Origin of the sequence: Anaeromyxobacter sp. SG64 (assembly GCF_022690745.1) — a bacterium.
Lineage (GTDB): Bacteria > Myxococcota > Myxococcia > Myxococcales > Anaeromyxobacteraceae > Anaeromyxobacter > Anaeromyxobacter soli.
On record NZ_JALCZB010000008.1, the window covers coordinates 63,286 to 87,967 of the forward strand.

General features: G+C 74.9%; 21 protein-coding genes and 1 tRNA gene. 10 read left to right on the forward strand and 12 right to left on the reverse strand.

Features of this window, described 5'->3' with window-relative positions; genetic code table 11:
• Positions 1–26: 26 nt before the first annotated feature.
• The 4 genes from dapF to MNZ29_RS04340 are packed head-to-tail and all read left to right on the forward strand — an operon-like array spanning position 27 to position 4,982.
• Positions 27–827, forward strand: coding sequence for a diaminopimelate epimerase (dapF, locus tag MNZ29_RS04325; RefSeq protein ID WP_242353043.1), 801 nt, complete (start codon positions 27–29; stop codon positions 825–827).
• Between the two features lie 2 nt (positions 828–829).
• On the forward strand, positions 830–2,698 hold the full coding sequence (locus MNZ29_RS04330; protein WP_242353045.1) for a response regulator: 1,869 nt from the start codon (positions 830–832) through the stop codon (positions 2,696–2,698).
• Between the two features lie 9 nt (positions 2,699–2,707).
• The gene (locus MNZ29_RS04335) at positions 2,708–4,165 is read left to right on the forward strand and encodes a DUF4388 domain-containing protein (RefSeq protein ID WP_242353047.1); all 1,458 of its coding nucleotides are present in this window, start codon (positions 2,708–2,710) and stop codon (positions 4,163–4,165) included.
• Positions 4,166–4,187: 22 nt separating this feature from the next.
• The gene (locus MNZ29_RS04340) at positions 4,188–4,982 is read left to right on the forward strand and encodes a PhzF family phenazine biosynthesis protein (protein WP_242353049.1); all 795 of its coding nucleotides are present in this window, start codon (positions 4,188–4,190) and stop codon (positions 4,980–4,982) included.
• Here MNZ29_RS04340 and MNZ29_RS04345 read toward each other — a convergent pair.
• From MNZ29_RS04345 to MNZ29_RS04360, 4 genes are all read right to left on the reverse strand, one after another.
• Positions 4,979–5,290, reverse strand: coding sequence for a hypothetical protein (locus MNZ29_RS04345; RefSeq protein WP_242334534.1), 312 nt, complete (start codon positions 5,288–5,290; stop codon positions 4,979–4,981). The genes MNZ29_RS04340 and MNZ29_RS04345 overlap by 4 nt on opposite strands.
• Before the next feature lie 45 nt (positions 5,291–5,335).
• A complete protein-coding gene (locus MNZ29_RS04350) occupies positions 5,336–5,794 on the reverse strand; it encodes a bacteriohemerythrin (protein ID WP_242353059.1) in 459 nt (152 codons plus the stop codon).
• A 136-nt stretch (positions 5,795–5,930) separates the two neighbouring features.
• Entirely contained in the window at positions 5,931–7,352 is a 1,422-nt protein-coding gene (locus MNZ29_RS04355) for a pitrilysin family protein (RefSeq protein ID WP_242334528.1), read from the reverse strand.
• Complete coding sequence (locus MNZ29_RS04360; RefSeq protein ID WP_242334525.1) at positions 7,349–8,902, reverse strand: HAMP domain-containing sensor histidine kinase; 1,554 nt, start codon at positions 8,900–8,902, stop codon at positions 7,349–7,351. The genes MNZ29_RS04355 and MNZ29_RS04360 overlap by 4 nt, the downstream gene beginning before the upstream one ends.
• Before the next feature lie 165 nt (positions 8,903–9,067).
• Here MNZ29_RS04360 and MNZ29_RS04365 point away from each other — a divergent pair, with 165 nt between their 5' ends.
• Positions 9,068–9,895, forward strand: coding sequence for a hypothetical protein (locus tag MNZ29_RS04365; protein WP_242334523.1), 828 nt, complete (start codon positions 9,068–9,070; stop codon positions 9,893–9,895).
• Between the two features lie 28 nt (positions 9,896–9,923).
• On the opposite strand, the gene MNZ29_RS04370 is transcribed toward MNZ29_RS04365, so the two are convergent.
• Positions 9,924–10,589, reverse strand: coding sequence for a DUF1054 family protein (locus MNZ29_RS04370; RefSeq protein ID WP_242353061.1), 666 nt, complete (start codon positions 10,587–10,589; stop codon positions 9,924–9,926).
• A gap of 81 nt (positions 10,590–10,670) precedes the next feature.
• Here MNZ29_RS04370 and MNZ29_RS04375 point away from each other — a divergent pair, with 81 nt between their 5' ends.
• From MNZ29_RS04375 to MNZ29_RS04385, 3 genes are all read left to right on the forward strand, one after another.
• Positions 10,671–11,678, forward strand: coding sequence for a YafY family protein (locus MNZ29_RS04375; RefSeq protein WP_242334517.1), 1,008 nt, complete (start codon positions 10,671–10,673; stop codon positions 11,676–11,678).
• On the forward strand, positions 11,675–12,763 hold the full coding sequence (locus MNZ29_RS04380) for a YafY family protein (RefSeq protein WP_242353063.1): 1,089 nt from the start codon (positions 11,675–11,677) through the stop codon (positions 12,761–12,763). The genes MNZ29_RS04375 and MNZ29_RS04380 overlap by 4 nt, the downstream gene beginning before the upstream one ends.
• A 120-nt stretch (positions 12,764–12,883) precedes the next feature.
• A complete protein-coding gene (locus tag MNZ29_RS04385) occupies positions 12,884–13,249 on the forward strand; it encodes a response regulator (RefSeq protein ID WP_242340290.1) in 366 nt (121 codons plus the stop codon).
• Between the two features lie 49 nt (positions 13,250–13,298).
• Here the strand turns inward: MNZ29_RS04385 and MNZ29_RS04390 are convergent, their stop codons facing one another.
• Positions 13,299–14,180 carry an NAD(P)-dependent oxidoreductase gene (locus MNZ29_RS04390; protein WP_242340289.1) on the reverse strand — a complete coding sequence of 294 codons (882 nt, stop codon included), beginning with the start codon at positions 14,178–14,180 and terminating at the stop codon, positions 13,299–13,301.
• Between the two features lie 177 nt (positions 14,181–14,357).
• Here MNZ29_RS04390 and MNZ29_RS04395 point away from each other — a divergent pair, with 177 nt between their 5' ends.
• Positions 14,358–15,575 carry an NAD(P)/FAD-dependent oxidoreductase gene (locus tag MNZ29_RS04395; RefSeq protein ID WP_242340288.1) on the forward strand — a complete coding sequence of 406 codons (1,218 nt, stop codon included), beginning with the start codon at positions 14,358–14,360 and terminating at the stop codon, positions 15,573–15,575.
• Here MNZ29_RS04395 and MNZ29_RS04400 read toward each other — a convergent pair.
• The 5 genes from MNZ29_RS04400 to MNZ29_RS04420 form a co-directional block, all read right to left on the reverse strand.
• A complete protein-coding gene (locus tag MNZ29_RS04400) occupies positions 15,572–18,226 on the reverse strand; it encodes an ATP-dependent Clp protease ATP-binding subunit (protein WP_242340287.1) in 2,655 nt (884 codons plus the stop codon). The two genes, MNZ29_RS04395 and MNZ29_RS04400, sit on opposite strands and share 4 nt — an antisense overlap.
• Before the next feature lie 266 nt (positions 18,227–18,492).
• Positions 18,493–18,972 (reverse strand): arginine repressor, encoded by a 480-nt coding sequence (locus MNZ29_RS04405; protein ID WP_242340286.1) that lies wholly within the window; start codon positions 18,970–18,972, stop codon positions 18,493–18,495.
• Positions 18,969–21,068, reverse strand: a complete 2,100-nt coding sequence (gene argJ / locus MNZ29_RS04410; protein WP_242340285.1) for a bifunctional glutamate N-acetyltransferase/amino-acid acetyltransferase ArgJ — start codon at positions 21,066–21,068, stop codon at positions 18,969–18,971. The genes MNZ29_RS04405 and argJ overlap by 4 nt, the downstream gene beginning before the upstream one ends.
• Before the next feature lie 2 nt (positions 21,069–21,070).
• On the reverse strand, positions 21,071–22,105 hold the full coding sequence (gene argC, locus MNZ29_RS04415; RefSeq protein WP_242340284.1) for an N-acetyl-gamma-glutamyl-phosphate reductase: 1,035 nt from the start codon (positions 22,103–22,105) through the stop codon (positions 21,071–21,073).
• A 94-nt stretch (positions 22,106–22,199) separates the two neighbouring features.
• Positions 22,200–22,283: transfer RNA gene (locus tag MNZ29_RS04420), tRNA-Leu, on the reverse strand.
• 122 nt (positions 22,284–22,405) lie between these two features.
• Between MNZ29_RS04420 and MNZ29_RS04425 the strand changes: the two genes are divergently transcribed.
• The gene (locus MNZ29_RS04425) at positions 22,406–23,173 is read left to right on the forward strand and encodes a hypothetical protein (RefSeq protein WP_242340283.1); all 768 of its coding nucleotides are present in this window, start codon (positions 22,406–22,408) and stop codon (positions 23,171–23,173) included.
• A gap of 54 nt (positions 23,174–23,227) precedes the next feature.
• On the opposite strand, the gene MNZ29_RS04430 is transcribed toward MNZ29_RS04425, so the two are convergent.
• Entirely contained in the window at positions 23,228–24,625 is a 1,398-nt protein-coding gene (locus MNZ29_RS04430; RefSeq protein WP_242340282.1) for a protein-disulfide reductase DsbD, read from the reverse strand.
• Positions 24,626–24,682: the final 57 nt, after the last annotated feature.

Genomic DNA, 24,682 nt, shown 5'->3' on the forward strand with positions numbered 1-24,682 from the left:
AGGCGCGGAGCGGCAGGCGAGCTATGATGCGCCTCGTGCCGCTCTCCTTCGTGAAGTACCACGGGCTCGGGAACGACTTCATCGTCGTGGACGGGCCCCTGATGGACCCCGACCGCGCCCGGCGCCTCTGCGACCGGCGCCGCGGCATCGGCGCCGACGGCGTCTTGACCGTCCTGCCTCCCCGGACGCCCGGCGCCGCCGCCACGATGCACATCTTCAACTCCGACGGCTCGGTGGCGGCCATGTGCGGGAACGGGATCCGCTGCGTCGCCCGGCACCTCGCCGAGACGCGCGGCCTCTCGGGCGAGCTGGTCATCGACACCGACTCCGGCCCGAAGCGCTGCGCCGTGCACCGCGACGCGGCCGGCGTCCCGTCCAGCGTCTCGGTCGAGATGGGGCCGGCGCGGGTCCTCGGGGACGAGGAGTTCCGGGTGGAGGGCGAGACCCTCCGCGCCGCGCGCGTCTCGATGGGGAACCCGCACGCCGTCCTCTTCGACGTCCCCACCCGCGAGCGCGCGGCCGCCATCGGGCCCGCGATCGAGCGGGCCGTGGCGGGCGGCGTGAACGTCGGCTTCGCGCGGCCGGGCCACGGGGGCGGGATCGACCTCGTGGTGTGGGAGCGGGGGGCGGGGCTCACCGACGCGTGCGGGACGGGCGCCTGCGCCGCGGCGGTGGCCGCGGTGCGCGCGGGCGCGGCGCCGGTCCGGACCCCGGTGGAGGTGCGGCTCCCGGGCGGCACCCTCGAGATCACCGTCGGCGAGGACCTCACGCGCGTGACGATGCGCGGCCCGGCCGCGCGGGTGTTCGCCGGCGAGGCGGACCTCTAGGGATGGCGACCGGCAGGATCCTCGTCGTCGACGACGAGCGGCTCTTCCTCGAGCTGTTCGGCCGCGCGCTCGCGAACGCCGGGCACGCCACGCGCACGGCCTCCTCCGCCGAGGAGGCGCTGGCGCTCCTCGCCGAGGAGCGCTTCGAGCTCGTGGTCACCGACATCGTCATGCCGGGCATGGACGGCGTCGCCCTCGTGCGCGAGGCGAAGCGGCGCGACCCCGAGCTCGAGGCGGTGGCGGTGACCGGGCGCGAGGACGTGCGGATGGCGGTCGAGGCCATGAAGGCCGGCTGCGCGGACTTCCTCACGAAGCCGGTCGAGCCCGAGGAGCTCGTCGCCGTCGCGGAGCGCGCGCTCGGCCGCGTGCAGCTCCGGCGCGAGCACTCGCAGCTCGTCTCCGAGAACCTCGACCTCACCCGCGCCCAGGCGCTCTACCGGCAGGGGCTGCAGATCCTCTCGACGCTCGACGGCGAGCGGCTCCAGGACCTGGCGCTCTCCGTGCTCGCACGCGTCACCGACGCGCAGGGCGCGGCGCTCTGGACCGCCGGCGAGCGCGGCGAGCTCCTGCTCCGCGCCTACCGCGGCGTGGTGGATCGCGCGGCGCTGCCGGCGCGGATCGACCCCGCCGGCGCCGAGTGGGCGGAGCCGCTGCGCGGCGGCGCGCCGTTCGAGGCGCCCTTCGCCGGCGCGGGCGAGGCCATGCTCGTGCCGCTCGTCGCGGACGACGAGCCGGTCGGCGTGGCGCTCCTCTCCGATCGCGCCGCCGGCCCCTTCGGCGCCGAGGAGCACCAGGCCGCCGCGACCATCGCCGACTTCACCGCCATCGCGGTGAAGAACGCGCGTCGCTTCCAGGCGGTGGAGCGGGTGGGCCTGCGCGACCGCGAGACCGGCGCCTACAACCTCGCCTACTTCGTGGACTACGCGGGCAAGGAGTTCTACAAGGCCCGCCGCTACGCGCGGTCCTTCTCGCTCGTGGTCCTCTCCCTCGACAACGCCGAGCAGATGCGGAAGGAGGCGGGGCGCGAGCCGTACCGCCGCGCGGTGCGCGACCTCGTCGCGGCGGTGGCGCGCGTGGGACGGGACGCCGACATCCTCGCGAAGGTCTCGGAGAGCGAGTACTACGTGCTCCTCCCCGAGACCGACCACTTCGGCGCGCTCATGTTCCTGCGCCGCGCGGTCGAGGAGGTCCGGCGCGAGGACGCGATCCAGCGCGTCGAGGAGCGCTGCCCGGTGCTCCTCTCCATGGGCGCCGCGACGTTCCCGAAGGACGGGGAGGACTTCGACGAGCTGCTCCACTGGGCGCGCGGGCGCATCCTGGAGCAGCGCGGCTCGCTCGTCCGCCGCCTGCACCTCGACGACCTCGACCCGGCCGCGTTCTGGGAGCTCTCGGACCTGCTGCTCTCCGGCGCGGGCCCCATCCCGGAGAGCTCGCCCTCCGCGCGGGCGCGCGTCGAGGGCGACCTTCTCGCCGCCGCCCAGCGCGAGGCCGCCCGCGAGATCGCGCGCGACCCGCGGGCGCGGGGGATGCTGTACGTCGGCGGGCAGGGCGGGCGCGGGCTCGCGGCGCTCGTGCAGGCGCTCCCGCCCGGCGACGCCGCCGCGCGCGCCGGGGATCCGTCCGCGCGGGTGTACCTGCTCGGCCCCCGCGGCCGCGACGCGGCGCCGGTCGTGCACCCGCTCGTCACCGAGGTCTACCTCGACGGCGACAAGCGCTTCGCCGATCACGCCTTCGTGCTCTTCCTCTCCGAGCACTCCGCCTACGCGCTCCTCGCCGGCCCCGGGGGCCGGGTGTTCCACACCTCCGACGCGCCGCTCGTGGACGCGCTCGTCGCGAAGCTCCAGCACCTCTACGACCTGCAGCCCCTCTAGCGAGGCGAGATGGCCCCCGGTCGCAAGATCCTCATCGCAGACCCCGACGCCGCGACGGTGCGCGCCCTCGCCCCGGCGCTGCGCCAGCGCGGCTACCAGGTCCACGCCGCCCGCGACGCCTCGCGGGCGCTGCAGATCGCGATCCTCCGCTTCCCCGACCTCGTCCTCCTCGACGAGCGCGCGGGGCTCCTCGACCCGCGTACCTTCGTGCGCATCCTCCGCACGAACCCGCGCACCGAGCGGATCCCCGTCGTCCTCACCGGCGAGAACGTCGATCCGGAGCGCGCGCGCCTCGGCACGTTCCTGCGCAAGCCGTTCAACCTCGACGAGGTCCTCGCCCGCATCGAGCAGATCTTCCGCCGCGTCGACGCCGCCCGCGCGGTCTCCGGCGAGACCCGCGAGATCGAGGGGAACCTCGCGCAGATCCCCATCGCCGACCTCCTCCAGATCCTCGCCGGGAACCGCAAGACCGGCCGGCTCACCGTGGAGCGCGAGGGAGAGCGCGCCGAGATCGCGCTCTCCGATGGGCGCGTCGTGGACGCCGCGATGGGCGCGGCGGTGGGCGAGAAGGCGCTGTGGCGGCTCCTCACCCGGCGCGAGGGGCAGTTCGCGTTCGTGCCGGGCGCGCTCGCCGGGCCGCAGCGGATCGACCGGCGCGTCGAGGAGCTGGTCCTCGAGGGGCTGCGCCAGGCCGACGAGCTCGCGCGGCTCCTGCCGGCGCTCCCGCCGCCCGGCGATCTCGTCGAGCTCGCCGTCCACCCGAGCGAGATCCCCGCCGGCCTGCACCCGGTCACCGAGGAGGTGGTCGCGCTCCTCGCCGGGCCGCGCCGCTTCCAGGACGTGGTGGACCGCTGCCGCGCCTCCGACCTCGAGACCGTCCGCGCGCTCGTCGCGCTCCTCGAGCGCGGCTACGCGCGCCGCCTCGCCGGACCGGCCCCCGCGGAGGTCACGCCGCTGCTCGGCCCGGCCGAGCTCCACGCGCTGCGGGCGCGCATCGCGCGCGGCCGCTCCTCCGGCGCGCAGGCGGTGGGCAAGGTCGTCCTCGCCGGCGGCGGCCCGCTCGCGCGCCGCGCGGCGCTCCAGCGCTTCCAGACCGTCCCCGGCTTCCACGCGGAGGTCGAGGCCCCCGCCGGCTTCGGCACGCTCGGGCGCGTCACGCTCGGCGAGGGCGTACGCCTCGACCTGACCGAGCTCCCCGGCGAGCGCGCGCAGCGGCCGCTCTGGCGGCCCTTCGCGGCGGGCGCCGTCGGCGCGCTCGTCCTGCTCCCCGCCGACGACGACGCGCCGCTCCTCGCCGAGCTCGCGAACGTGCTCCGCCTCCCCGTGGTCGTCTGCGGGCCATCCGAGGCGGCGGTGCCGGAGTCGCTCCGCCAGGCGCCGGGCGGATTCGCCTTCGAGGGGAGCGACGCCGCGGAGGGGCTGCGCGCGCTCCTCGCCGGCGCGGGCGCGCGCGCCGCGATGTACTGAGCGGGCGCGGGAGGAGCTCCAGGTGCGGATCCCGATCTGGCAGGTGGACGCGTTCGCCGAGCGCGTGTTCGCCGGGAACCCGGCCGCCGTGTGCGTCCTCGACGGCTGGCTCCCGGACGACACGCTCCGCGCGATCGCCGCCGAGAACGCGCTCTCCGAGACCGCGTTCCTGGTGCGCGAGGGCGACGGGTACGCCATCCGCTGGTTCACGCCGACGGTCGAGGTGGACCTCTGCGGCCACGCGACGCTCGCCGCCGGCTTCGTCGTGCTCTCCCGGCTCGAGCCCGGCCGCGCGGCGGTGACGTTCCGCTCGCAGAGCGGCCCGCTCGCCGTCGCGCGAGGCGAGGGCGAGCGCCTCGTCATGACGTTCCCGCGCCGTCCCGCGAGGCCCGTCGAGCCGCCGGAGCCGCTCCTCCGCGCGCTCGGCCGCCGCCCGCTCGCGACGCTCCTCGCGCGCGATCTCGTCGCGGTCCTCGAGAGCGAGGAGGCGGTGCGCGCCGCGGCGCCCGACCTCGCGGCGGTCGCGGCGCTCGACGCGGCGGGGCTCGCGATCACGGCGCCGGGGAGCCGCGGCGCCGACTTCGTCTCGCGCTACTTCACGCCCCAGGCCGGCATCCCCGAGGACCCGGTGACCGGCTCGGCGCACTGCACCCTCGCGCCCTACTGGGCCGGGCGCCTGGGGCGCCGCCGGCTGCTCGCGCATCAGGTGTCGCGCCGCGGCGGCGTCGTCGAATGCGAGGACCGCGAGGACGCGGTGGTGCTCGCCGGGCGCGTCGCGCCCTACCTCACGGGCGAGCTCGAGCTGCAGGGTCGCTAGGGAAGGTCGGGGTCGCCGAGCGCGGCGCGGACGATCGGGCTCGTGCACAGGAGCCGGAACTCCGCGCGCGTGAGCCAGGCTGTGCGGGACGAGCGCTTCCCGCGCAGGACGAGGCGCACCCGCTCCGCGTCGTGCGCCACGGTCGCGGCCGCGCCCGCCGACAGATCCCGCTCGAGCGAGCGCAGGTGGCGGTGGATGCGCAGGGCCCGCTTTCCCTCGGGCGAGGAGAGCGCGTGGAAGTAGCGGTTCCGGCTGAAGCCGGGGTCCTGCCGGAGTCGCTCGACCGCGCGCGTGACGAAGTCCGCCATGGGAGCCCAGGACGTTAGCACCCGTCCCGGCGGCGGGCCACGGGATCACGCCTCCGAGGCGCGCCGCTGGCGCGCCGGGCTCCCGGTGACGGGCGTGGGCCCGGCCGCCCGCGCGAGCAGAAAGCGGGCGAGCGCATGGTCGGTCGAGTAGACGTGATCCTGCAGCCAGCCGGTCACCTCGCGCTCCAGCCGGAGCACGAGCCGCGCGCTCGCACCCTCCACCGCGAACAGGTTCGAGAGCGCGTCGATCTCGGCGCCGAAGGCGAGGTGCTCGGCGGCGTGGAGGGCGGCGTCGGGGTACGCCACCTCGCGCATGAGCCGCTCCTCCGCGGCGAAGTGATCGCGGGTGTAGTGCTGGAGGAAGCCGATGAGGCTCGTCGCCTCGCTGCGGTCGCGCCGGAGCATGGCGTCGAGGAGCCGGTCGAAGCGGCGGAACAGCTCCTCGTGCTGCGCGTCCAGTTCGGCCACGCCAAGCGACAGGGCCGACGTCCAGCGGAGCGCCATGGAATCTCCCCTCCCGCGCCATGGTCGCGCGGTCCTCTGACGGAGGGTACGAGCCCTGGAGCCCGCTGACACGCCCACGGTTGACGGACATCACGACCGCCCCGAGAGGAGCGGCGTGCGCGCCTTCGCCCACACTCTAAGTGGGGATGGCTGTCGTGGTCGCGACCAGCCGCGACAGGCTGGCGCGGTCGCGACGGCCGGAGGGGCCGACGACCACCGCGACGAGGTTCCGGCGCCGGAACGTCTCGGCCGCGACGCGCTGCACGTCGGCGGGGGTGACGCGCTCGACGCGGCGGCAGCGCTCCTCGAAGCTCTCGGGCGCGGAGAGCACCTCGCCCGCGCCGTACCAGCCGGCGAGGTCGGCCGCGCTGTCGAGCGAGAAGGCGAGGGTCATGCGGTGGCGCCGCTGGACGCGCAGCAGCTCCTCCTCCGGCATGGGCTGCTCGGCGAGCTGGCCGAGGACCCGCAGGACCTCCTCCAGCACGCGCGGGAGCTTGCGCGGGGCGCACGCGCCGTCCACGACCGTCATGCCCGCGTCGGCGAACGTGTCGATCCCGGCGTGCAGCGAGTAGGCGAGGCCGCGCCGCTCGACGATCTCGAACGGCAGCCGGGAGGAGAGCCCGTCGTCGAGGATGCGCCGGATGCAGAGGTGGACCGGGTAGTCGGCGTGGCGCTCCGGAGGGCAGGGGAACGAGACCGAGAACTCCGCCTGGGCGTCGTCGTGGTCCACGAGCTCGAGGCGCGGCCCGCCCGGCCAGGGCGGCGGCGCGAGGTCGGTGCTGGCCTTGCCGCGGGGCAGGCGTCCGAGGTGCTCCTCGGCGAGCTCCTCCACGTCGCTCGCCCGCACGGGACCCGCCACCGCCAGGACGAGGTTCGCCCCGCTGTAGAAGCGCTCGTGGTGCGCCCGCACGTCGCGCCGCGAGAGGCGCCGCACGATCTCCGGCGTCCCCGCGATCTTGTAGCCGAGCGGGTGATCGCCGAAGACGATGCGCTTCGAGAGGTTGTCCGGGTCGATGTCGCGGCCGTCGGCGTCCACCTCGTCGAGGATCTCCTCCAGGATCACCTCGCGCTCGACGTCCATCTCCTTGAGGAGCGGCCGGCGGATGAGGTCGCCGAGGATGGCGAGCCCGGTTCCGACCTCGTCCGGGTGGATGGGCGTGTAATAGCAGCCGTGGTCGCGCGCGGTGATGCCGTTCAGGCTCCCGCCGGCGCTCTCCACCGCCGCGTTCATCGCGACCGTGTCCGGCCAGGCCACCGAGCCTCGGAAGAACAGGTGCTCGAGGAAGTGCGAGACCCCGTTCCGCGCGGCGGTCTCGTGTCTCGAGCCGGCGCGCACGTAGAGCGCGATCATGGCCGAGTGGAGGCCCGGCGCGCGCGCCGTGAGCACGCGCAGCCCGTTCGACAGCACGGAGCGATGCACCTCCCCCCAGTTCTCGCGCGGGGGCCTCGGACGCGCCGCGACGCGCTGGCGGGGATCGCCGGCGCGGATCATCGCGCCGGCCTTCTGCGGAAGGAGCTTGCGGCGCTTCCGCCGGATCTCGTGCCTCGGCTGCCTCATCTCGTACTCACGACCTCCGTGGGTGTTGCAGTCTGCTCGTCCGCCGCCGCCGGCAGGCGGACGGCGAACGTCGTCCCTCGACCGACCGCGCTGTCGCAGCGGATCGAGCCTCCGTGCTCCTCTACCACCTGCCGGGTGAAGGCGAGACCGAGACCGGTGCCGCGCTCCTTCGTCGAGTAAAAGGCCTCGAAGATGCGCGTCAGATCCCCTGGGGGGATCCCCCCGCCCGTATCGGCGACCTCGGCCTCGATCGCTTCCCCCGCGCGGCGGGTGCGCACCGTCACGATCCCGCCCGAGGGCATGGCCTCCCGGCTGTTGCGGAGCAGGTTGAGGAACACGGCGCGGAGCTGGCCCTCGTCCGCCTGCACGGTGGGCAGCCCCGGCTCGAGCTCGCGATGGAGCTCGATCCGGGCGGCCGCGAGCTCCGGGGCGAGGAAGTCGAGCAGGCCAGCGAGGAGCTCGTTCAGGTCCTGGCGCTCGAGCGCAGGCTTCGGCAGCCGCGCGAACCGCAGGTACTCCTCGGCCACGCCGTTCAGGCGATCGACCTCGCGCGAGATGGCCGCCACGAGCTGCGTCGCCTCGCGGGGAGCGGACAGCTCCGCGAGCTCCTCGGCGAGGAGCTCGGCGTTGAGGCCGATCGCGTTCAGCGGGTTGCGGATCTCGTGCGTGATCTGGGCGGAGATGCGGCCGACCGCGGCGAGCCGCTCCGCCCGCCGGAGCTCGTCGCGCTGCCGCCCGAGCGAGGCCGCCATGGCGTTGAACTCGCCGGCGAGCAGGCCGATCTCGTCGTCGCTCCTCACGTCGACCATGCGCGTGAGATCGCCCGCGGCGACGGCCTTCACCCCCTCGGTGAGCGTCTGGATGGGCGCGAGGAGCCGCTGCGAGAGCAGGGCGGCGCCCACGCCGATCGCGAGCGCGCCGAGCGAGTAGAGGACGATGAGCGCCACCGTCCGGCCCTCCGCCCGCTCGGCCGCCCGGACACGATCGGCGGTCTGGCTCTCCAGCGCGACCTGGAGGAGCTTCACGTCGAGCGAGAGCCCCTTCTCGAGCTGGCGGACCTCCTGCGCGTGCGCCTCGAAGGCGGCGGCCGTCCGCGGATCCTGCCCCTCGCCGGCCTCGAGCGCGTCGAAGAGCGCGCGCGCCTTGGCGTCGTACTCCGACCAGCGGGTGCCGAGCGCGGCGAGCCGCCCCTGCACGTCGTCGAGGAAGCGCGCGTCCTCGTCGCGGGCGAGGAGCCGGGCGTCGGCGATGACGCGGTTCGCCTCCTCGATCTTCTCCCGGACGAGGGCCGGGAAGTGCGCGCGCGCCACCGGGAGGTACGCCTGGCGCGCGGCGCGATCGAGGGCCCGCGCCTCCAGCGCCCGGGCCGCGACCCAGTCCTTCGTCTCGAGCTGCGCCGCGATGCGGGTGAGCGGCTGGTAGCCCGTCGAGAGGAGGCGGAGGTCGCGGCGGGCGTCGTGCAGCCGGACGATGGCGAACGCGGCGACGGCGCCGAAGGCGGCGAGGGCCACGGCGAAGGTGAGGAAGATGCGGGTGGCGACGCGGCGCATTCGAGGGGCGGGGATCCTAGCGCGTCCGAAAGGCGCGGCCCCGCCGAATCGTTCCTAACCTCCCGCGGAGCGGAGCGCGGCGGCCGAGCGCACGCCCGCCGCGTTCCTTCCAAGAGGCTGGAAGGTCTGTTAGTTACGGTGGTCCTCCACCGGAGCACATCCGCCATGACCGGACTCTTCGCCTTCCTCGCCCTCGTCGGCGTCCTCGCAGCCGTCGCCTTCTTCCTCTCTGCCCGCGGTGCGCGCGCCGAGCTCGCCGCGCGCACCGGCGACCGCGCGAAGCTCGAGGCGGACGCCGAGGCGGCGCGCAAGGCGGCCCAGGACGCGCGCGCGGAGGCGAAGAAGACGCGCGAGGAGGCCTCGGCGCTGCGGGGCGATCTCGAGCGCGCGAAGAAGAAGGCCTTCGAGCAGGCGGAGGCCGCGCGGCGCGCGGGCGGCGCGCCGGCGCTGCGCGAGGAGATCGACAAGCTCGGGGCGCGGCTCGCGGAGGCGCGCGCCGAGGCGGCGCACCAGGCGGAGCGGGCCCGCGCGGTGGAGGGCGAGCTGCAGAAGGCTGCGGCCCAGCTCGAGCGCGCGCGGAGCCGCCCGGTCGAGGCGCCTCGCGCCCCGACCCCCGCGCCGGCCCCGGTCGCGGTGCCCGCCGCGGCTCCCGCCGTGGACGACGGCCGCCTCGCCGCCGAGAAGGATCGCGCCGACAAGGCCGAGTCGAAGCTCGCGGAGGCGCGCAAGCGGGTCGCCGAGCTGGAGCGAGATCTCAAGGCCATCCGCGGGCGGCTCGAGACCGAGAAGCGGGTCTACATGGTGCAGAAGGGCGAGCTCGAGCTCGCGGCCGACCGCTACACCGAGCTGCGCCGCCGCCACGACACGCTCCGCAAGGAGCACGACGAGCTCGTCGAGGCGGTGCGGCAGGCCGCGCGGGAGGAGCGCCGCCTCGCCGAGAGCGCCAAGGGGAAGGGCGAGGGGAGCGAGCCCGCCGGCGGAACCGCCGCGTAGCGGCGGGCCCGGGAACGCGCAGGCCTGCTCAGGCGGGCTGCGCCTCACCGCCGGTGATCGGGCTGCTCACGCTCGCGTTCGCGAGCAGCTTGAACACGGGCGCGAGGTCGCGGAACACGCCGAGGAGATCGCCGAGCGACAGGCTCCGCGCCTCCTCGCTCGTCCACGCGATCCCGACGTCGAGCCCCACCGCGCCGGGGGCGAGGTCCTCCGCGAGCTCCAGCCAGAAGGCCGCGGTGTGCGCGGGCGCGAGCTCGGGGAGCTCCTCGTAGTTCCAGTCCCGGAAGCTGCGGAGCTTGCGGAACGGCTTGCCCTTCCGCGCGAGGTTCGGCGCCTCGCGCGCGAGGGCGGCCTGCAGCGCGGCGCGCGACGGGGAGTCCCCCTTCACGCCCACGCGCGCGTGCAGGTGCTCGCGCGTCGCGACCACCGCGAGGTAGGGGATCCCGCGGTAGCCCTTCGGGCTCTCGCAGAACGTGACGAGCGCCTCGTCGGGGGCGACGCCCCGGCGGTGGACGATCTTGCCGGCGTGGACGAAGAGCTCCCGGCCGGCGACGCGGGACAGGCCGGAGAGGCAGTGGTTCCCGAGCTCGACGAGCTTCGGCTGAAGCTTTCCCGTGAGCGCGGCGGACCGCGCGTCGGGATCGTCGATCTCGAACATCCCGAAGTCGGGTGGACCGAGGCCGAGGCCTGCCATGAGCGCCCCCAGCGCAATTGGGCGGGCGATCCTAACACACGTTGACGGCCCGGGCGGCGTGGGCCTAGGTTCACCCCTCCGATGCAGAAGGACCAGCGGCTCCTCGACCTCGCGGCGCTCCTGCTCAAGGCCGCCGAGCCCGTCTCCTGGCGCGAGATCCAGGAGCAGTTCCCCGAGGACTACGGCGGGAAGGGCGAGGCCGCGATCCGCAAGTTCGAGCGGGACAAGGCGGACCTGCTCGAGCTCGGGATCCCCGTGCGCTACGCGGCGGGGGACGAGGACCTCCCCGCCGGCTACCTCATCGAGCGGGACGAGTTCTACCTGCCCGACCTGCGGCTCCCGCCGGAGGACCTCGCCCTCCTCTACCTCGCCGGCTCGGCGGCGCTCGCGAGCGGCACGTTCCCCTACTCCCGCGACCTCGCCCACGCGCTCAACAAGCTCTCCTTCGCGGCGCGGGCGCCGGGCGCCTCCGAGGCCGCGGCGCTCGCGACGCGCCAGCTCTCCGCGCCCGAGGAGGGCGACGGCGTGGACGTCGGCGCGCGCGTGGAGGAGCTCTCGCGCGCGGTCGCGCACAAGAAGCGCGTCCACGTCGTGTACCTCGGCGCGGAGCGGCGCCAGACGACCGAGCGCGACGTCGATCCGTACGGTCTCTTCCAGCGCGGCGGCGCCTGGTTCCTCGCGGGCTTCTGCCACCTGCGCCAGGCGATCCGCACGTTCCACCTCAAGCGCATCGTCTCGCTCGCCATGAACCCGTCGGCGCCCCGCACGCCGGACTTCGCGACGCGCAAGGACTTCTCGCTCGCCGACTTCGCGACCCGCGAGATCTGGGAGTACGACGTCCACGGCGCGGTCCGCTGCCGGATCCGGCTCGAGCCGCCCGTGCCCGCCGAGGTGATCGCCTCGTTCGGCCCGCGCGCGAGGCTCGCGGAGGACGGCGGCGCGACGCTCGTCGAGGTGGACGCCACGAACGAGGAGGGGCTCTTGCGGCACGTGCTCGCGCTCGGCGATCGCGCGGAGCTCCTCCAGCCGAAGGCCCTGCGCGAGAAGGCGCGCACGGTGCTCGCCGGCCTCGAGCGGGGGCTCGCGTGAGCGCGGCGAAGGGACGCAAGGCGTCGCCCGCGGCCCCGGCGTCCCGCGCTCCGGCGCGGCGCGCGGCGCCGAGGTCCGCCGCGCCGAAGCCGGCCCAGGCCCCGGCCCCGAAGGCCGCCGCCCGCAAGGCCGCCGCCGCCGCGCCGCGGCCCGACCCCCGCGACCGGCTCCGGCGCGTCCTGTTCCTCGTGCCGTACGCGGTGCGCCACCCGGGCATCCCGGTGAAGGAGCTCGCGCGCCGCTGCGCCTGCACCGAGCGGGAGCTGCTCGCGGATCTCGACTTCCTCCTCGAGGTCGGCTCGCCGCCGTTCGCGCCCGACGACTTCCTCGACCTGTACGTCGAGGGGGACCGCGTCTACGTCGCGCTGCACCAGAGCTTCTCCCGCCCGCCGCGCTTCACCGAGAGCGAGGCGGCCGCGCTCGCCGCCGCTGCGCAGGGGCTCGGCGGCGAGGGCCGGGAGCGCGCCGTGAAGGCGCTCCGCGAGTCGGTGCCGCGCGACCGCCGCGCGAGCTTCGACGAGCTCGTCGGCCGCATCTACGCCGGCGCGCCGCCCGCGCGCGACTCGGTGCTCGGCCGGCTCCAGCGCGCCATCGCCGAGCGCCGCGCGGTGCGGCTCGCCTACCACTCCGCCTCGCGCGACGCGGAGACCGAGCGCGTCGTCCGGCCCTACACGCTCGCCCAGCGGTTCGGCCACTGGTACCTCTACGGCCACGACTCCGAGCGCGGGAAGGCGCTCGCGTTCCGCCTCGACCGGATCCGGGAGTGCGCCGTCACGGACGAGCGCTTCGATCCGCCGAGCGAGGCGGAGCTCGTGCTCGCGCGGCTCTTCTCGGAGGCGCAGGGAGAGCCCGCGCAGATAAAGCTCGGGCCCCTCGCCGCGGCCTGGGCGCTCGCCCGGCCCGGGGTGCGGCTCGTGAAGCGCACGGAGAAGGGCGGGGCGGTCGTCGAGCTCGCCGGGGCGAGCGACGAGTACGCCACCCGGTACGCGCTCTCCCTCGGCGGCGACGCCGAGGTGATCGCGCCGGCCTCGGCGCGCCGGCACTTCGTGGACGCGGTGCGGCGGACCCTCGCCCGCTACGGGTGAGGAGCGCTCGGGCGCGCACACCCTGGGTTCCCCAGGACCACCTCCCGCCACCCGATAAAACGGGACTTGGCGGCGGCACGCGAACCGCATCCCGGGCCGCCGCAATCTCGCGGAGGTGCCTTGGCCCGGGTCCTGATCGTCGACGACACCGACATCGTCCGGCGTGCGCTGGAGCTCGCCGTGCGGCGGATGGGACACGCCGCCGTGTCCACCTCCAACGCCGCCGAGGCGCTCGCCCTCGCCCGGCTGGAGCCGCCGGATCTGGCCCTCGTGGACTTCCGCATGCCGGGCATGGACGGCGCGGAGCTGTTCCTCGCGCTTCGCGAGGCGCTCGGCGAGCGCTGCCCGAAGATCCTCTTCGTGTCGGCGACCCCCCCGGACGAGGTCGCGCGCGAGGTCGAGCGGATCGGCCGGCCGGTCGGCTACGTGAAGAAGCCGTTCCACCTGGACGATCTGGTGAGGGTGGTCGGCGAGGCCTTGGCCTAGCGCGCCAGAGAAACCGTTTTCGGCCTGCGCGGGCGCGCGCGTCGCCCCGCTACTTCTTCTCCACCCACTCGAAGAACAGCTGCGCCATCGCCGCGACGTCCTTGTCGCCTCGGCCGCTCTCCGCGGCGGCGGCGAGGAGGCGGCGCACGGTCTCGTTGAGCGGGACCTTCGCGCCGAGGTCGGCGGCGGCCTCCTGCGCGAGCCGCTGATCCTTCTCGGCGAGGGCGATGGAGAACCGCGGCGCGAAGTCCCTGCGCTCCACGAGCTCCCCCTTCATGAGGTAGAGGGGCGAGTGGAACGACGAGGCCTGGAGCACCTCCACGAGCTTGGGGACGGCGATGCCGCCCGCCTGCGCGAGCGCGAGCGCCTCGCCGAAGGCCGTGATCATGGCGCCGCCGATGGCGTTCACGCAGAGCTTGAGGAGCGCCGCCTGGGCGGCCTCGTCGACCTCGAACAGGCGGGCCGACACCGCGTGCAGCGCAGGCCGGGCGCGTTCGCGCGCGATCGCCGGGCCGCCGACCACGAGGACGAGCTGGGCCTGCTCGGCCGCCGTCCGCGATCCCAGCACCGGGCACGCGACGAACCGGGCGCCTCGCGCGCTCACCCGCTCGCCGACCGAGCGCGCCGCCTGGACGCCGGCGGTGCTCATGTCCACGAGCACGTCCCCCTCGCGCAGCGCCGCCAGGACGCCGTCCGGTCCCTCGAGCACCGCGTCGAGCGCGCGCTCGTCCGTGAGGCAGCAGACGACGAGGTCCCGGCCCGTCGCGCACTCGCGCGGCGACCCCGCGAGCTTGCCGCCCTTCGAGACGATGTGGCCGGCCTTCGAGGGAGTCCGGTTCCAGACCGTCAGGTCGTGGCCGGCCTTCCGGAGGTTGTTTGCGATGGGCTCTCCCATGGTCCCGAGCCCCAGGAAACCGATGCGGAGTCGCATGTTGGCCTTGTAACCCGACGCGGCGGACCCGGCCAACGTCACGGAAGCGGCGTGGGCGTCAGCCGCGGGTGCGGCGAACCCGCCTCTGGCGCGGCGCGGCATTCTCTGCGACGCTCCTCCCGCTCGCCGGCCCCCGCGCCGGCAGTGTTCACCCGAGGTTAGGGAGCTCCAAGGCGCATGGCGACGGCGGACGTCATCGTGGTGGGTGGGGGTGTGAGCGGGCTCGGGCTCGCGTGGAAGGCGGCCCAGGCGGGCCGCAAGGTGCTCGTGCTCGAGCGCGAGGCGCGTGTGGGCGGCTGCCTCCACTCGCACCGGCGGCCGGACGGCTACTGGTTCGAGATGGGCGCGCACACCGCCTACAACAGCTACGGCGCGCTGCTCGACATCGTGGTCGGCACGGGCATGACGGGCAAGGTGAAGGAGCGCGGGCCGGCGCGGGGGCGATTCGGGCTGCTCCGGAACGGCGAGTACCGCTGGCTCACGCCGCCCAAGATCCTGCTCCAGCTGAACTGGCTCGAGGCGGCCGTCCACTTCCCCCTGAACTTCCTGCGCAAGAAGGACGGGGAGACGATCGGGTCGTACTACTCGAAGCTCCTCGGGCCCGGAAACTACGCGCGGCTCTTCTCCCCGTTCTTCGCGGCCGTCCCCTCGCAGAAGGCCGATGGGTTCCCGGTGGAGGGGGCGGGGTCGCTGTTCAAGAAGCGGCCGCGCCGGCCGGAGTTCGTGCGGAGCTTCGGCCTCGAGGGCGGCCTGCAGTCGGTGTGCGACGCGGCGGCCGCCGCGCCGGGGATCACCGTCGAGAAGGGCGTCCGCGCGACCCGGGTCGCCCGCGCCGGCGGAGGCTTCGTCGTGACGGCCGCGGACGGCCGCACCTGGGAGGCGCCGATCGCGGCGGTGGCCGCTCCGGTCGACCAGGCGCCCAGCCTCCTCCGCGACGACTTCCCCGCCCTCGCGGGCGCGATCGAGCGCGTCCGGACGGTGGCCGTCGAGAGCGTGGGCGTCGCGCTGCCGCGCGAGCGGTGCTGGATGCCGGAGTGCGCGTTCCTCGTCCCCGTGGACGACGTGTTCCACTCCTGCGTGACGCGCGACCCGTTCCCGGATCCCCGCTTCCGCGGCTTCGCCTTCCACTTCAAGCCCGGCCTCTCGCGCGACGAGCGGCTCGAGCGGATCTCCGCGGTGCTGCGCGTCCCGGTGGCGGAGCTCCCGGACGTCGTGGAGCAGCGGATCGTCCTGCCGGCTCCCGCGCTCGGCCACCCCGAGATCGTGGCGGAGATCGACCGTGGCCTCGCCGGGCAGCGGCTCGCCGTGACCGGCAACTACTTCGCCGGCCTCGCCATCGAGGACTGCGTGCTCCGCTCCAACGCGGAGTGGGCGCGGGTGGGGAGCTCGCCTTAGGGCGGCGGTCCGGGCGGGCCCGCCGGCTCCGCGGCGGCGGGCGCCCGCGGCGCCGGCTCGAAGCGGAAGGCGCCGTCCGCGAAGTCCACCCGCACGCGCGCGCCCTCCGTCACCTCGCCGCGGAGCATCATCCGCGAGATGGGCGTCTCGAGCTCGCGCTGGATGGCGCGCCGGAGCGGGCGCGCGCCGAAGCGCGGCTCGAACCCGCGCTCGACGAGGCCGTCGATCGCGGCGGGCGTCACCTCGAGCGAGATGCCCTGGCCGTGGAGCTTGCGGCGCGTGACCTCGAGGAGCCGCTCGACGATGCCGCCCATCTGCTCGCGCGTGAGCGGGTGGAACACGACGATCTCGTCGATGCGGTTCAGGAACTCCGGCCGGAACGCGGTCTTGAGCGCCTCCATCGCCTGATCGCGCATGGCGCGCGCCGACTCGTCGTCGCTCCGCAAGAACCCGACGGTCGTGCGGTAGGCGAGCGCGTCGGCGCCGACGTTCGAGGTGAGCACCACGATGGTGTTCTTGAAGCTCACCGTGCGCCCCTTGGCGTCGGTGAGCCGCCCGTCGTCCATGAGCTGGAGGAGCACGTTGAAGACGTCCGGGTGCGCCTTCTCGATCTCGTCGAAGAGCAGGACCGAGTACGGGCGCCGCCGCACGGCCTCGGTGAGCTTGCCCGCCTCCTCGTACCCGACGTAGCCCGGGGGCGCGCCGACGAGCCGGGAGACGGTGTGCCGCTCCTGGAACTCCGACATGTCGAAGCGGATCATCGCCCCCTCGTCGTTGAAGAGGTACTCGGCGAGGGCGCGGGCGGTCTCGGTCTTCCCCACGCCCGTGGGGCCGAGGAAGAGGAACGTCCCGATGGGACGGTTGGGGTCCTTGAGGCCGGTGCGCGCCCGGCGGACCGCCTCGGACACGGCGCGGATCGCCTCCTCCTGGCCCACGACCCGCTTCTCGAGCGCGCGCTCCATCTCGAGCAGCCGCTGCATCTCCTCCATGCGCAGCTTCTCGGCGGGGATCCCGGTCCACTCCGCGACGACGCGCGCGACGTCCTCGGGGCCGACCGACGGCTCCTGCGTGGAGCGCTGCTCGCGCCAGCCCTTGCGCATCCGGTCGAGCTCCGCCTTGAGGCCCTCGAGCTCCTTCTTGAGCTCGGCCGCCTCGGCGTAGCGCTCGGCGGCGACGGCCTGCGCCTTGTCCTTCTCGCGCTGCGCGACGCGCCCCTCGAGCTGCGAGAGCCGGTCCGGGCCGCTCGCGGCGGAGAGCCGCACCATGGCCGCGGCCTCGTCCATGAGGTCGATGGCCTTGTCGGGGAGGAAGCGGTCCGTGACGTACCGGTCCGAGAGGTCCACCGCGGCGTCGAGCGCCGCGTCGGTGATCTTGACGCGGTGGTGGGCCTCGTAGGAGTCGCGGAGGCCGCGGAGGATCTCGAGCGTCTGCGCCGGGGTCGGCTCCGAGACGAGCACCGGCTGGAAGCGGCGCTCGAGCGCGGCGTCCTTCTCGATGTGCTTGCGGTACTCGTCGAGCGTGGTGGCGCCGAGCGCCTGCAGCTCGCCGCGGGCGAGCGCGGGCTTCAGGAGGTTCGACGCGTCCATCGCGCCCTCGGCGCCGCCCGCGCCGACCACGGTGTGGATCTCGTCGATGAAGAGGATGATCTTCCCCTTGAGCTTGCGGACCTCGTCCATGAGGCCGGTGAGCCGCTGCTCGAAGTCGCCCCGGAAGCGCGTGCCGGCGAGCATCCCGCCGAGATCGAGCGCGAGGACGCGCTTGTCGCGCAGCACCTCGGGCACGTCGCCCGCGGAGATGCGCTGGGCGAGCCCCTCGGCGATGGCGGTCTTGCCGACGCCGGGCTCGCCCACCAGCACGGGGTTGTTCTTCGTCTTGCGGGAGAGGATGCGGATGACCCGCTCCACCTCCGCCTCGCGCCCGATCACCGGGTCGAGCTCGCCGGCCCTCGCGAGCGCGGAGAGATCGCGCGAGAAGCGGGCGAGGTTCGGCGGCAGATCGGTGCGGCGCGGCGGCGCCGCCCCGCCCGACGCCTCGGGCGCGCCGCCCTGGAGCCGCGCCTCGAGCGCGCGCGGGTCCACGTCGCGGAGGAACTGCGCCGCGAAGCTCTCGCCGTCGACGACGATGGCCGCGAGGAGGTGCTCGGGGCCGATGAAGTCCTGGCCGCGCTGCGCCGCCTGCATCCGCGCGACCTGCAGGACGCGCTTCATGCCGGACGAGAGCCCCACCTGCTCCGCCTCGATCGGCGCGCCGCGCGGGATCGCCTGCTCGAGCCGCGCCTCGTACTCCTCCACCGCCACGCCGGAGGCGCCGAGCGCCTCGCGCAGCTCGGGGACCTCGTGCAGGAGCGCGAGCAGGAGGAAGTCCACGCCGACCCGCGGCTGGCCCCAGGCGAGCGCCTCCTGGGCCGAGCGCTGCAGCACCCGCTGCGCCATCTCCGACAGGCGCCCGAGCATGCCTTCTCGCCCGCGCAGGCGGGGCCCGAACAGCCCTTCCATCAGGCTCTCCAGGGAGCCGAGCCGGCCCCCGCCCGCCATCGCGCTCGCGCAGTGGTGGCAGAGCCGCACCGCGGCCTCTCCGCCGCCGTTCATCCGCCGGCGCAGCTCGATCGCCGCAGGTCGCACGCCGCAGTTCTCGCAGAGTAGGGTCGCCACGTCGGAATCCCTCCGACGCAAACGTAGGCTCCGCGCGCCCGCGGCGAGGCGGGGAGAATCGGGGGAGCGGGGGGAGGGCCGTGCGCCGCGCGGGCGCGAGCGCCCGACCTTAGACGCGAGTCGCGAACAGGCGAGCGTAGCGAGCCCGCCGGGGCGACGCCGCGGAAGCGGCGAAGCCGCTCGCGGCGGCGCACGGGACCCGGCGAGCAGGGGTGGGGCCCCGACGACGGCGGCCAGCCGTCGGCGGGGCGGGGGCGCAGCCCCCGTTACGCGGTCGCGCCGCCGCCGTTCGAGACGGGTGCGCCGAGCAGCTCGCCGAGCCGGGCGGCGAGGCGCCGCGGCCGGAGCTCCCCGGCCGGCGCGACGAAGATGGTGTCGTCGCCGGCGATGGTGCCGAGCACCTCCGGCAGCTCGGCGAGGTCGATCGCGCGGGCGATCGCGGGGGCGCTGCCGGGGTGGGTGCGGATGACCACGAGCGAGGCGTTCGAGGTCACCTCGGAGACGAGGCCGCGCAGCGTCGCGAGGCCGTCCGAGCCGCCGGCGCCGTCGGGGAGCTCGTAGACGGTGCCCCCCTCCGGGCGCGACACGCGGCGGGCGCCGAGCTGCGCGAGGTCGCGCGACAGCGTCGCCTGCGTCGCCTCGATCCCCCCCGCGCGCAGCGCGTCGAGCAGCTCGTCCTGGGTGCCGATCTGGCGCCCGCGGAGCAGGCGGACGACGGCGTCGCGGCGGCGGCGCTGGCTGTTCATGTGGAGGTCACGAGCGAGCCCACCCCGCGGTCGGTGAAGAGCTCGGCGATGACGGTGTGCGGCTGGCGCCCGTCCAGCACGTGGACGCGCTCCACGCCGCCCGCGAGCGCGGCGAGGATCGACTGGGCCTTCCACTTCATGCCCCCGGTCACGGCGCCGGCCTGCACCCGGCGCGCGAGATCGCGGGTGTCGAGCTGGCGCACGAGCGCGCCGTCCGGGCTGGACTCGAGGATGCCGGGGACGTCGGTGAGGTAGATGAGCTTCTTCGCCCCGAGCGCCACCGCGACCGCGGCGGCGACCTCGTCGGCGTTGATGGACAGGCTGCCGCCCTCGTCGGAGAGGCCGATGGGCGAGATCACCGGGACGTAGCCGCCGTCGAGGAGCATGCGGAGGAACTCCCGGTTCACCTCCACCACCTCGCCGACGTGCCCGAGGTCGCGGCCGGACTCGTGCGTCGCCTTCTTGGCGCGCAGGAGCCGCCCGTCCTTCCCCGACAGGCCGACCGCGCCGGCGTTCCGCGCGTTGAGGAGCGCCACGAGCTCCTGGTTCACCTTGCCGGTGAGGACCATCTCCACGACGGGCAGGCTCTGGGCGTCGGTCACGCGCATGCCGTCCACGAACTCGCTGCGCTCGCCGAGCTTCTCGAGGGTCTTCGTGATCTCGGGCGCGCCGCCGTGGACCACCACCGGCTTCAGGCCCACCTTCTTGAGGAGGGACACGTCCTCGGCGAACGCCTCCTTGAGGCTGTCCTTCACCATCGCCGCGCCGCCGTACTTGATGACGGCGATCTGGCCGGAGAAGGCGGAGATGTACTTGAGCGCCTCGGCGAGGAGCGCCCGCTTGAAGGCAGGGCTGTAGTTCGAGACGCGGTCGTCCTTGGCGATCCCGCCGTCCGGCTTCTGGACGATGAGGGAGGTGTAGTCCGCGTTGATCTTCACGTAGTCGTAGGAGAGATCGCAGCCCCAGGCGGTCGCGCGCGCCTCGCCGTCGGCGAGCTCGACGAGCACGTCGATCCGGCTCTCGCGCATGCGCGTGCGGAGGTTCTCCCGGTCGAACTCGATGGGCGCTCCGCCGCCGAACACCGCGATGCCCTGCAAGGACACGCGCGCCTTGAAGGGATCGATCGGGTAGCCCGCGGCGCCGGCGCGGGCGCCGACGGTCGAGAGGATGCGCCCCCAGTTCGGATCGGCGCCGAAGAGCGCCGCCTTCACGAGCGGCGACGACGCGATCGAGCGGGCGCAGTCGCGGGCCGCCTCGTCGCCGGGCGCCCCCGAGACCACCACCTCGACGAGCTTCGTCGCGCCCTCGCCGTCGGCGGCCATGGCGCGGCCCATCTCGCCGAGGAGGTCGCCGAGCGCGGTCTCGAGCACCGCGAGGTCGGGACCCGGCTCGGAGATGCGGGGGTTCCCGGCGAGCCCGTTCGCGAGCGCGATGACGCAGTCGTTCGTGGACATCTCGCCGTCCACGGTGACCATGTTGAGGGTCTTCTGGACCGCGCGGGAGAGCGCGTCCTGCAGCGCCCTGGGCGTCACGGCGGCGTCGGTCGTGACGAGGCACATCGTCGTGGCGAGCTGCGGCGCGAGCATGCCCGAGCCCTTGCAGATGGCCGACACGACCGCGGTCTTCCCGCCGAGCGTGACCTCGCGCGCCGCCATCTTCGGGCGCGTGTCGGTGGTCATGATCGCCTCGGCGGCGAGGTCGGGGTGATCGCCGAGCTGATCCACGAGGGCGGGCAGGGCGGTCACGATCTTCATCGCCGGGAGCCGCGCGCCGATGACGCCGGTGGAGGCGGTGAGCACCGCGCGCTTCTGCACCCCGAGCGCGTCGGCGACGGCGCTCCGGATCACGGCCACGTCGTCGAGGCCCGCGGGCCCGGTGAGCGCGTTCGCGTTCCCGGAGTTCGCCACGATGGCGCGCATCCCCTCGGCGGGGACGCGCGGGCGCGCGTCCTGGATCGGCGCGGCGGCGGCCTTGTTGATGGTGAAGACGCCGGCCGCGGCGGCGGGGTGATCCGACACCACGAGGGCGAGATCGCGCCGCTGGGGCTTGAGCCCGCAGGCGACGCCGCCGAACCGGAAGCCCTTCGGGATCCTCACGGTCAGCCTCCGAGCAGGTCGAGCCCGGCCGTCTCGGGCCAGCCCATCGCCGCGTTCATCGCCTGCACGGCCTGGCCGGCGGCGCCCTTCACGAGGTTGTCGATGGCGGAGGTGGCGAGCGCGATCCCGGCCCGCGGGTCCACCGCGACGCCGACGTGGGCGCGGTTCGTGTGGAGCACGTCCTTCACCATGACCTTGTCCGCGGCGAGGACCTTCACGAACGGCTCCTCGGCGTACGCGGCGCGGAGCGCGCCCTCGAGGTCGGCCGGACGCGCGCCGCCGGCGAGCCGGAGCGCGACGGAGGAGAGGATCCCGCGGCGGATGGGGACGAGCACCGGGGTGAACGCGATCGGGCCGCAGGCGCCGGCGTGGCGCAGCACCGTCTGCTCGATCTCGGGCACGTGCTGGTGGCGGCCGAGGCGGTAGGCGCGCAGGTCGTCCCCGACCTCGACGAAGCTGTAGTCCTCGCTCGCCTTGCGGCCGGCGCCGGACACGCCGGAGAGGCCGGTGACGACGATCCCGTCCGGCGACACGAGCCCCGACTTCACGAGGGGCGCCACGGCGAGCGCGATGGAGGTCGCGTAGCAGCCCGGGTTCGTGACGAGCCTGGCTCCCGCGAGCCCGGCGCGCGCGAGCTCGGGCAGGCCGTACCGCGCCTCGGCGAGGAGCTCGGGGGCGGGGTGCGGGAACCCGTACCAGGCCGGGTAGGCCGCGGGGTCCGCGAGCCGGAACGCGCCGGAGAGATCCACGACGCGGGCGCCGCGCGCGAGCAGCCTCGGCGTGAGCGCGGCGGACACCTCCGCGGGCGTCGCCAGGAACACGATCTCGCCGTCGGCGCGCTCGGCCTCGGCGAGCGGGCGGTAGCGCAGCGCCGCGAGCTCACCCGAGAGCGGGAGCCGCCCGCCGGCGGGCTCGTCCGCCCAGCGATCGGAGTAGAGCGCCGCGACGCGGACGTGCGCGTGGCGCGCGAGGAGCCGCGTCAGCTCGAGGCCGGTGTAGCCGGAGGCCCCGACCACCGAGACCGGATGGACATGCATGGGTCTGCATATCTATGCAGACGCGCGGGGAAGGTCAAGCGGGGGGGGGCCGGAACGGAAACGGGCCGGCGGGAGCGTGTCCCGCCGGCCCGAGTGCCCAGGAGAGGATTCGAACCTCCACGGTTTTGAGGCCGCCAGACCCTGAATCTGGTGCGTCTACCAGTTCCGCCACCTGGGCTTTGGGGGCCTCCTCATATGCCGTGCGCCGACGGGGTGTCAACCGGGAATCCCCCGGCCGCCCATCCGTTCCGTCCCTGCCGCGCCGCTTCGTCGCTAGAATGCGCGGCCCGGAGGACCCGCATGCTCGCCTCGCTCTTCGCCCTCAACCTCGTGCTCGCGACGGGCTCCGCGCAGGGCGCCCCCCAGGCGCCGCCCGAGGACTGGCCCTACGAGACGCCGCCGGGCCAGGAAGCCCCGGCGCAGGCCGAGCCCGCGCGCCCGGCGACCCCCGCGGCGCCTCGCGCCACCTCCACCCCGACCGGCACTGCGCGGCGTCCCCCCCGCACCCTCTCGCTCCTCTCCGCGGAGCCGCTCGGCGGCGGGTCGGCGACGCTCGCCTGGGCCGGCTGGTCCTCGCTCGGGATCGCCTGGGCGCAGGGGCTCACGCCGCAGGACGACCTCGGCGTGTTCGGGGATCTCGACTGGGCGAAGACCGAGCTGCGCCTCGGCGCCTTCTACCGCCGCCCGCTCGGCACCGCCGGCGGCTTCGACCTCGCCGGCCGCGTGGGCCTCGCCTGGTACGCGAACTTCGGCGGCGAGTGGATCCACGACGAGAACCACAAGGACCGCGGCCTCGAGCTCGCGCCCGCGCTCGTCCTCTCGACGCGCGCCGCCGGCGGGGTCGTCTCGCTCTCCGGCGAGGCGCCCATCACGGTGACCACCCGCTACGACGCCGGCGTGCTCTTCACCCCGCGCGCCGCGGCCTCCTACGAGACCCCGCTCTACGACGAGCTGACGGTCGGCGTCCGCGCCGCGGTCGGCTTCCGCGTCGGCGCCGGCGACGCGCCCCTGCGCGACGGCATGGCGGATCTTCAGTTCCTGGTGCTGGCGGGCTACCAGGTCCTGTAGCGCTCGCGGGCCCGCGGCGGGGCCTCCTCCCCTTCGCGCCAGCGCCGCCGCGCGCTACCAGCGCGCGGCGCAGGCGAGCGCGCCCGCCGTCTTCGGGGCGGCCGGCGCGCGCTCGCAGGCCGCGTCCACGGCGCGCAGCTTGCCCACCATCTCCTGCGCCGGGATCGCGCCGATCACGCGGTCGGGCACCTCGCGGCCGCGCGGGTCGATGAAGACCACGGTCGGCATCCCGACCACCCCGTACTTCTCCGCGAGCGCCTGGAACGCCTCGGACCCGTCCGTCCCGTCGAGCTTCACCGCGACGAAGCGGCTCGCCTCCTCGCGCACGCGCGGGTCGGCCCACGCGGTCTTGTCGAGCTCCTTGCAGGCCGTGCACCACTCGGCCCAGAAGTCGATGATGACCGGGCGACCGGAGGTCTTCGCGAGCGCGATCGCCTCCTCCTCGGAGTGCAGCCACGCGAACGCCGCGGCCGAGCGCGCGCGCTCCCGCGCCCCGGCGGCGCCGGCGGCGTAGACGATCCCACCCACGAGCAGCGCGACCCCGAGCCCCTTCGCGAGCCGCTCGCCGGCGGGCCCGTGGAAGCTCGCGTTCAGCGCGCCGAGGGCGACGCCGGCAGCCGCGAGCGCGGCCGCGACGAACGCCGCCTCGCGGGCGGCGGAGAAGATCGGCTTCACCTGCGGGAAGGCGTCCTTCAGGAAGATGCCGGCCGCGGCGAGGAGCGCGACGCCGAAGACCGACTTCACGGTCTCCATCCAGGCGCCGCTCTTCGGCAGCGAGATCGAGAACGCGCCGATGAGGAAGAAGAGCAGCCCCATGCCGAGCGCGTAGGTGAACATGATGCCGAGCCCGAACGCGACCGAGCCCTTAGCGGCGACGAAGGTGAGCGCCGCCGCGAGCACGGGCCCGGTGCAGGGCGCGGCGATGACGCCGGAGACGAGCCCCATCGCGAACGCGCCGGCGCGGCCCGCGCCGCCGACGCCGGACAGCCGCGCCTGGAGCGACGAGGGGAGCTGCAGCTCGAACGCGCCGAACATCGAGGCGGCCATCGCGGCGAGCACGAGCGCGACGAGCCCGATCACCCACGGGTTCTGCATCACGCTCCCGAACGCCTTGCCGGTGAGCGCCGCGCCCACGCCGAGCGCGGAGTACATCGCGGCGATCCCGAGGACGTACAGCCCGGAGAGCGCCATCGCCTCGGAGCGGGTGCCGGCCTTGCGGGCGCCGAAGATGGAGACGGTGATCGGGATGAGCGGGTACACACAGGGGGTGAGGCTCGTCGCGACGCCCCCCACGAAGGCGACGGCGAACGCGACGATCGAGCCCTCGGCGAGCAGGGTGCCGAGCTGGAGGTCGCTCTGGGACCCGGTCGGGCCCAGGCCGACCAGCTCAGGCAGCCACGCGACCGCCGCGAAGGTCAGCGCTGCGAGGAGGATCCGGGTCGGAAGGCGCATGTGTCCCTTGGGAACGGTAACGAAATTCCGCTGTGTCGCCCGATGCTTGCTTGCGGT

Excerpts from the sequence above, each read along its gene's own strand:
- MNZ29_RS04350 (WP_242353059.1), bottom strand. The coding sequence starts at position 5,794 with ATGGCGCTCCGCTGGACGTCGGCCCTGTCGCTTGGCGTGGCCGAACTG.
- MNZ29_RS04355 (WP_242334528.1), bottom strand. The coding sequence starts at position 7,352 with ATGAGGCAGCCGAGGCACGAGATCCGGCGGAAGCGCCGCAAGCTCCTT.
- MNZ29_RS04395 (WP_242340288.1), top strand. The coding sequence starts at position 14,358 with ATGGCGACGGCGGACGTCATCGTGGTGGGTGGGGGTGTGAGCGGGCTC.
- MNZ29_RS04345 (WP_242334534.1), bottom strand. The coding sequence starts at position 5,290 with ATGGCGGACTTCGTCACGCGCGCGGTCGAGCGACTCCGGCAGGACCCC.
- MNZ29_RS04430 (WP_242340282.1), bottom strand. The coding sequence starts at position 24,625 with ATGCGCCTTCCGACCCGGATCCTCCTCGCAGCGCTGACCTTCGCGGCG.
- MNZ29_RS04425 (WP_242340283.1), top strand. The coding sequence starts at position 22,406 with ATGCTCGCCTCGCTCTTCGCCCTCAACCTCGTGCTCGCGACGGGCTCC.
- MNZ29_RS04330 (WP_242353045.1), top strand. The coding sequence starts at position 830 with ATGGCGACCGGCAGGATCCTCGTCGTCGACGACGAGCGGCTCTTCCTC.
- MNZ29_RS04360 (WP_242334525.1), bottom strand. The coding sequence starts at position 8,902 with ATGCGCCGCGTCGCCACCCGCATCTTCCTCACCTTCGCCGTGGCCCTC.
- MNZ29_RS04365 (WP_242334523.1), top strand. The coding sequence starts at position 9,068 with ATGACCGGACTCTTCGCCTTCCTCGCCCTCGTCGGCGTCCTCGCAGCC.
- MNZ29_RS04390 (WP_242340289.1), bottom strand. The coding sequence starts at position 14,180 with ATGCGACTCCGCATCGGTTTCCTGGGGCTCGGGACCATGGGAGAGCCC.
- MNZ29_RS04375 (WP_242334517.1), top strand. The coding sequence starts at position 10,671 with ATGCAGAAGGACCAGCGGCTCCTCGACCTCGCGGCGCTCCTGCTCAAG.
- argC (WP_242340284.1), bottom strand. The coding sequence starts at position 22,105 with ATGCATGTCCATCCGGTCTCGGTGGTCGGGGCCTCCGGCTACACCGGC.
- dapF (WP_242353043.1), top strand. The coding sequence starts at position 27 with ATGCGCCTCGTGCCGCTCTCCTTCGTGAAGTACCACGGGCTCGGGAAC.
- MNZ29_RS04405 (WP_242340286.1), bottom strand. The coding sequence starts at position 18,972 with ATGAACAGCCAGCGCCGCCGCCGCGACGCCGTCGTCCGCCTGCTCCGC.
- MNZ29_RS04335 (WP_242353047.1), top strand. The coding sequence starts at position 2,708 with ATGGCCCCCGGTCGCAAGATCCTCATCGCAGACCCCGACGCCGCGACG.
- MNZ29_RS04370 (WP_242353061.1), bottom strand. The coding sequence starts at position 10,589 with ATGGCAGGCCTCGGCCTCGGTCCACCCGACTTCGGGATGTTCGAGATC.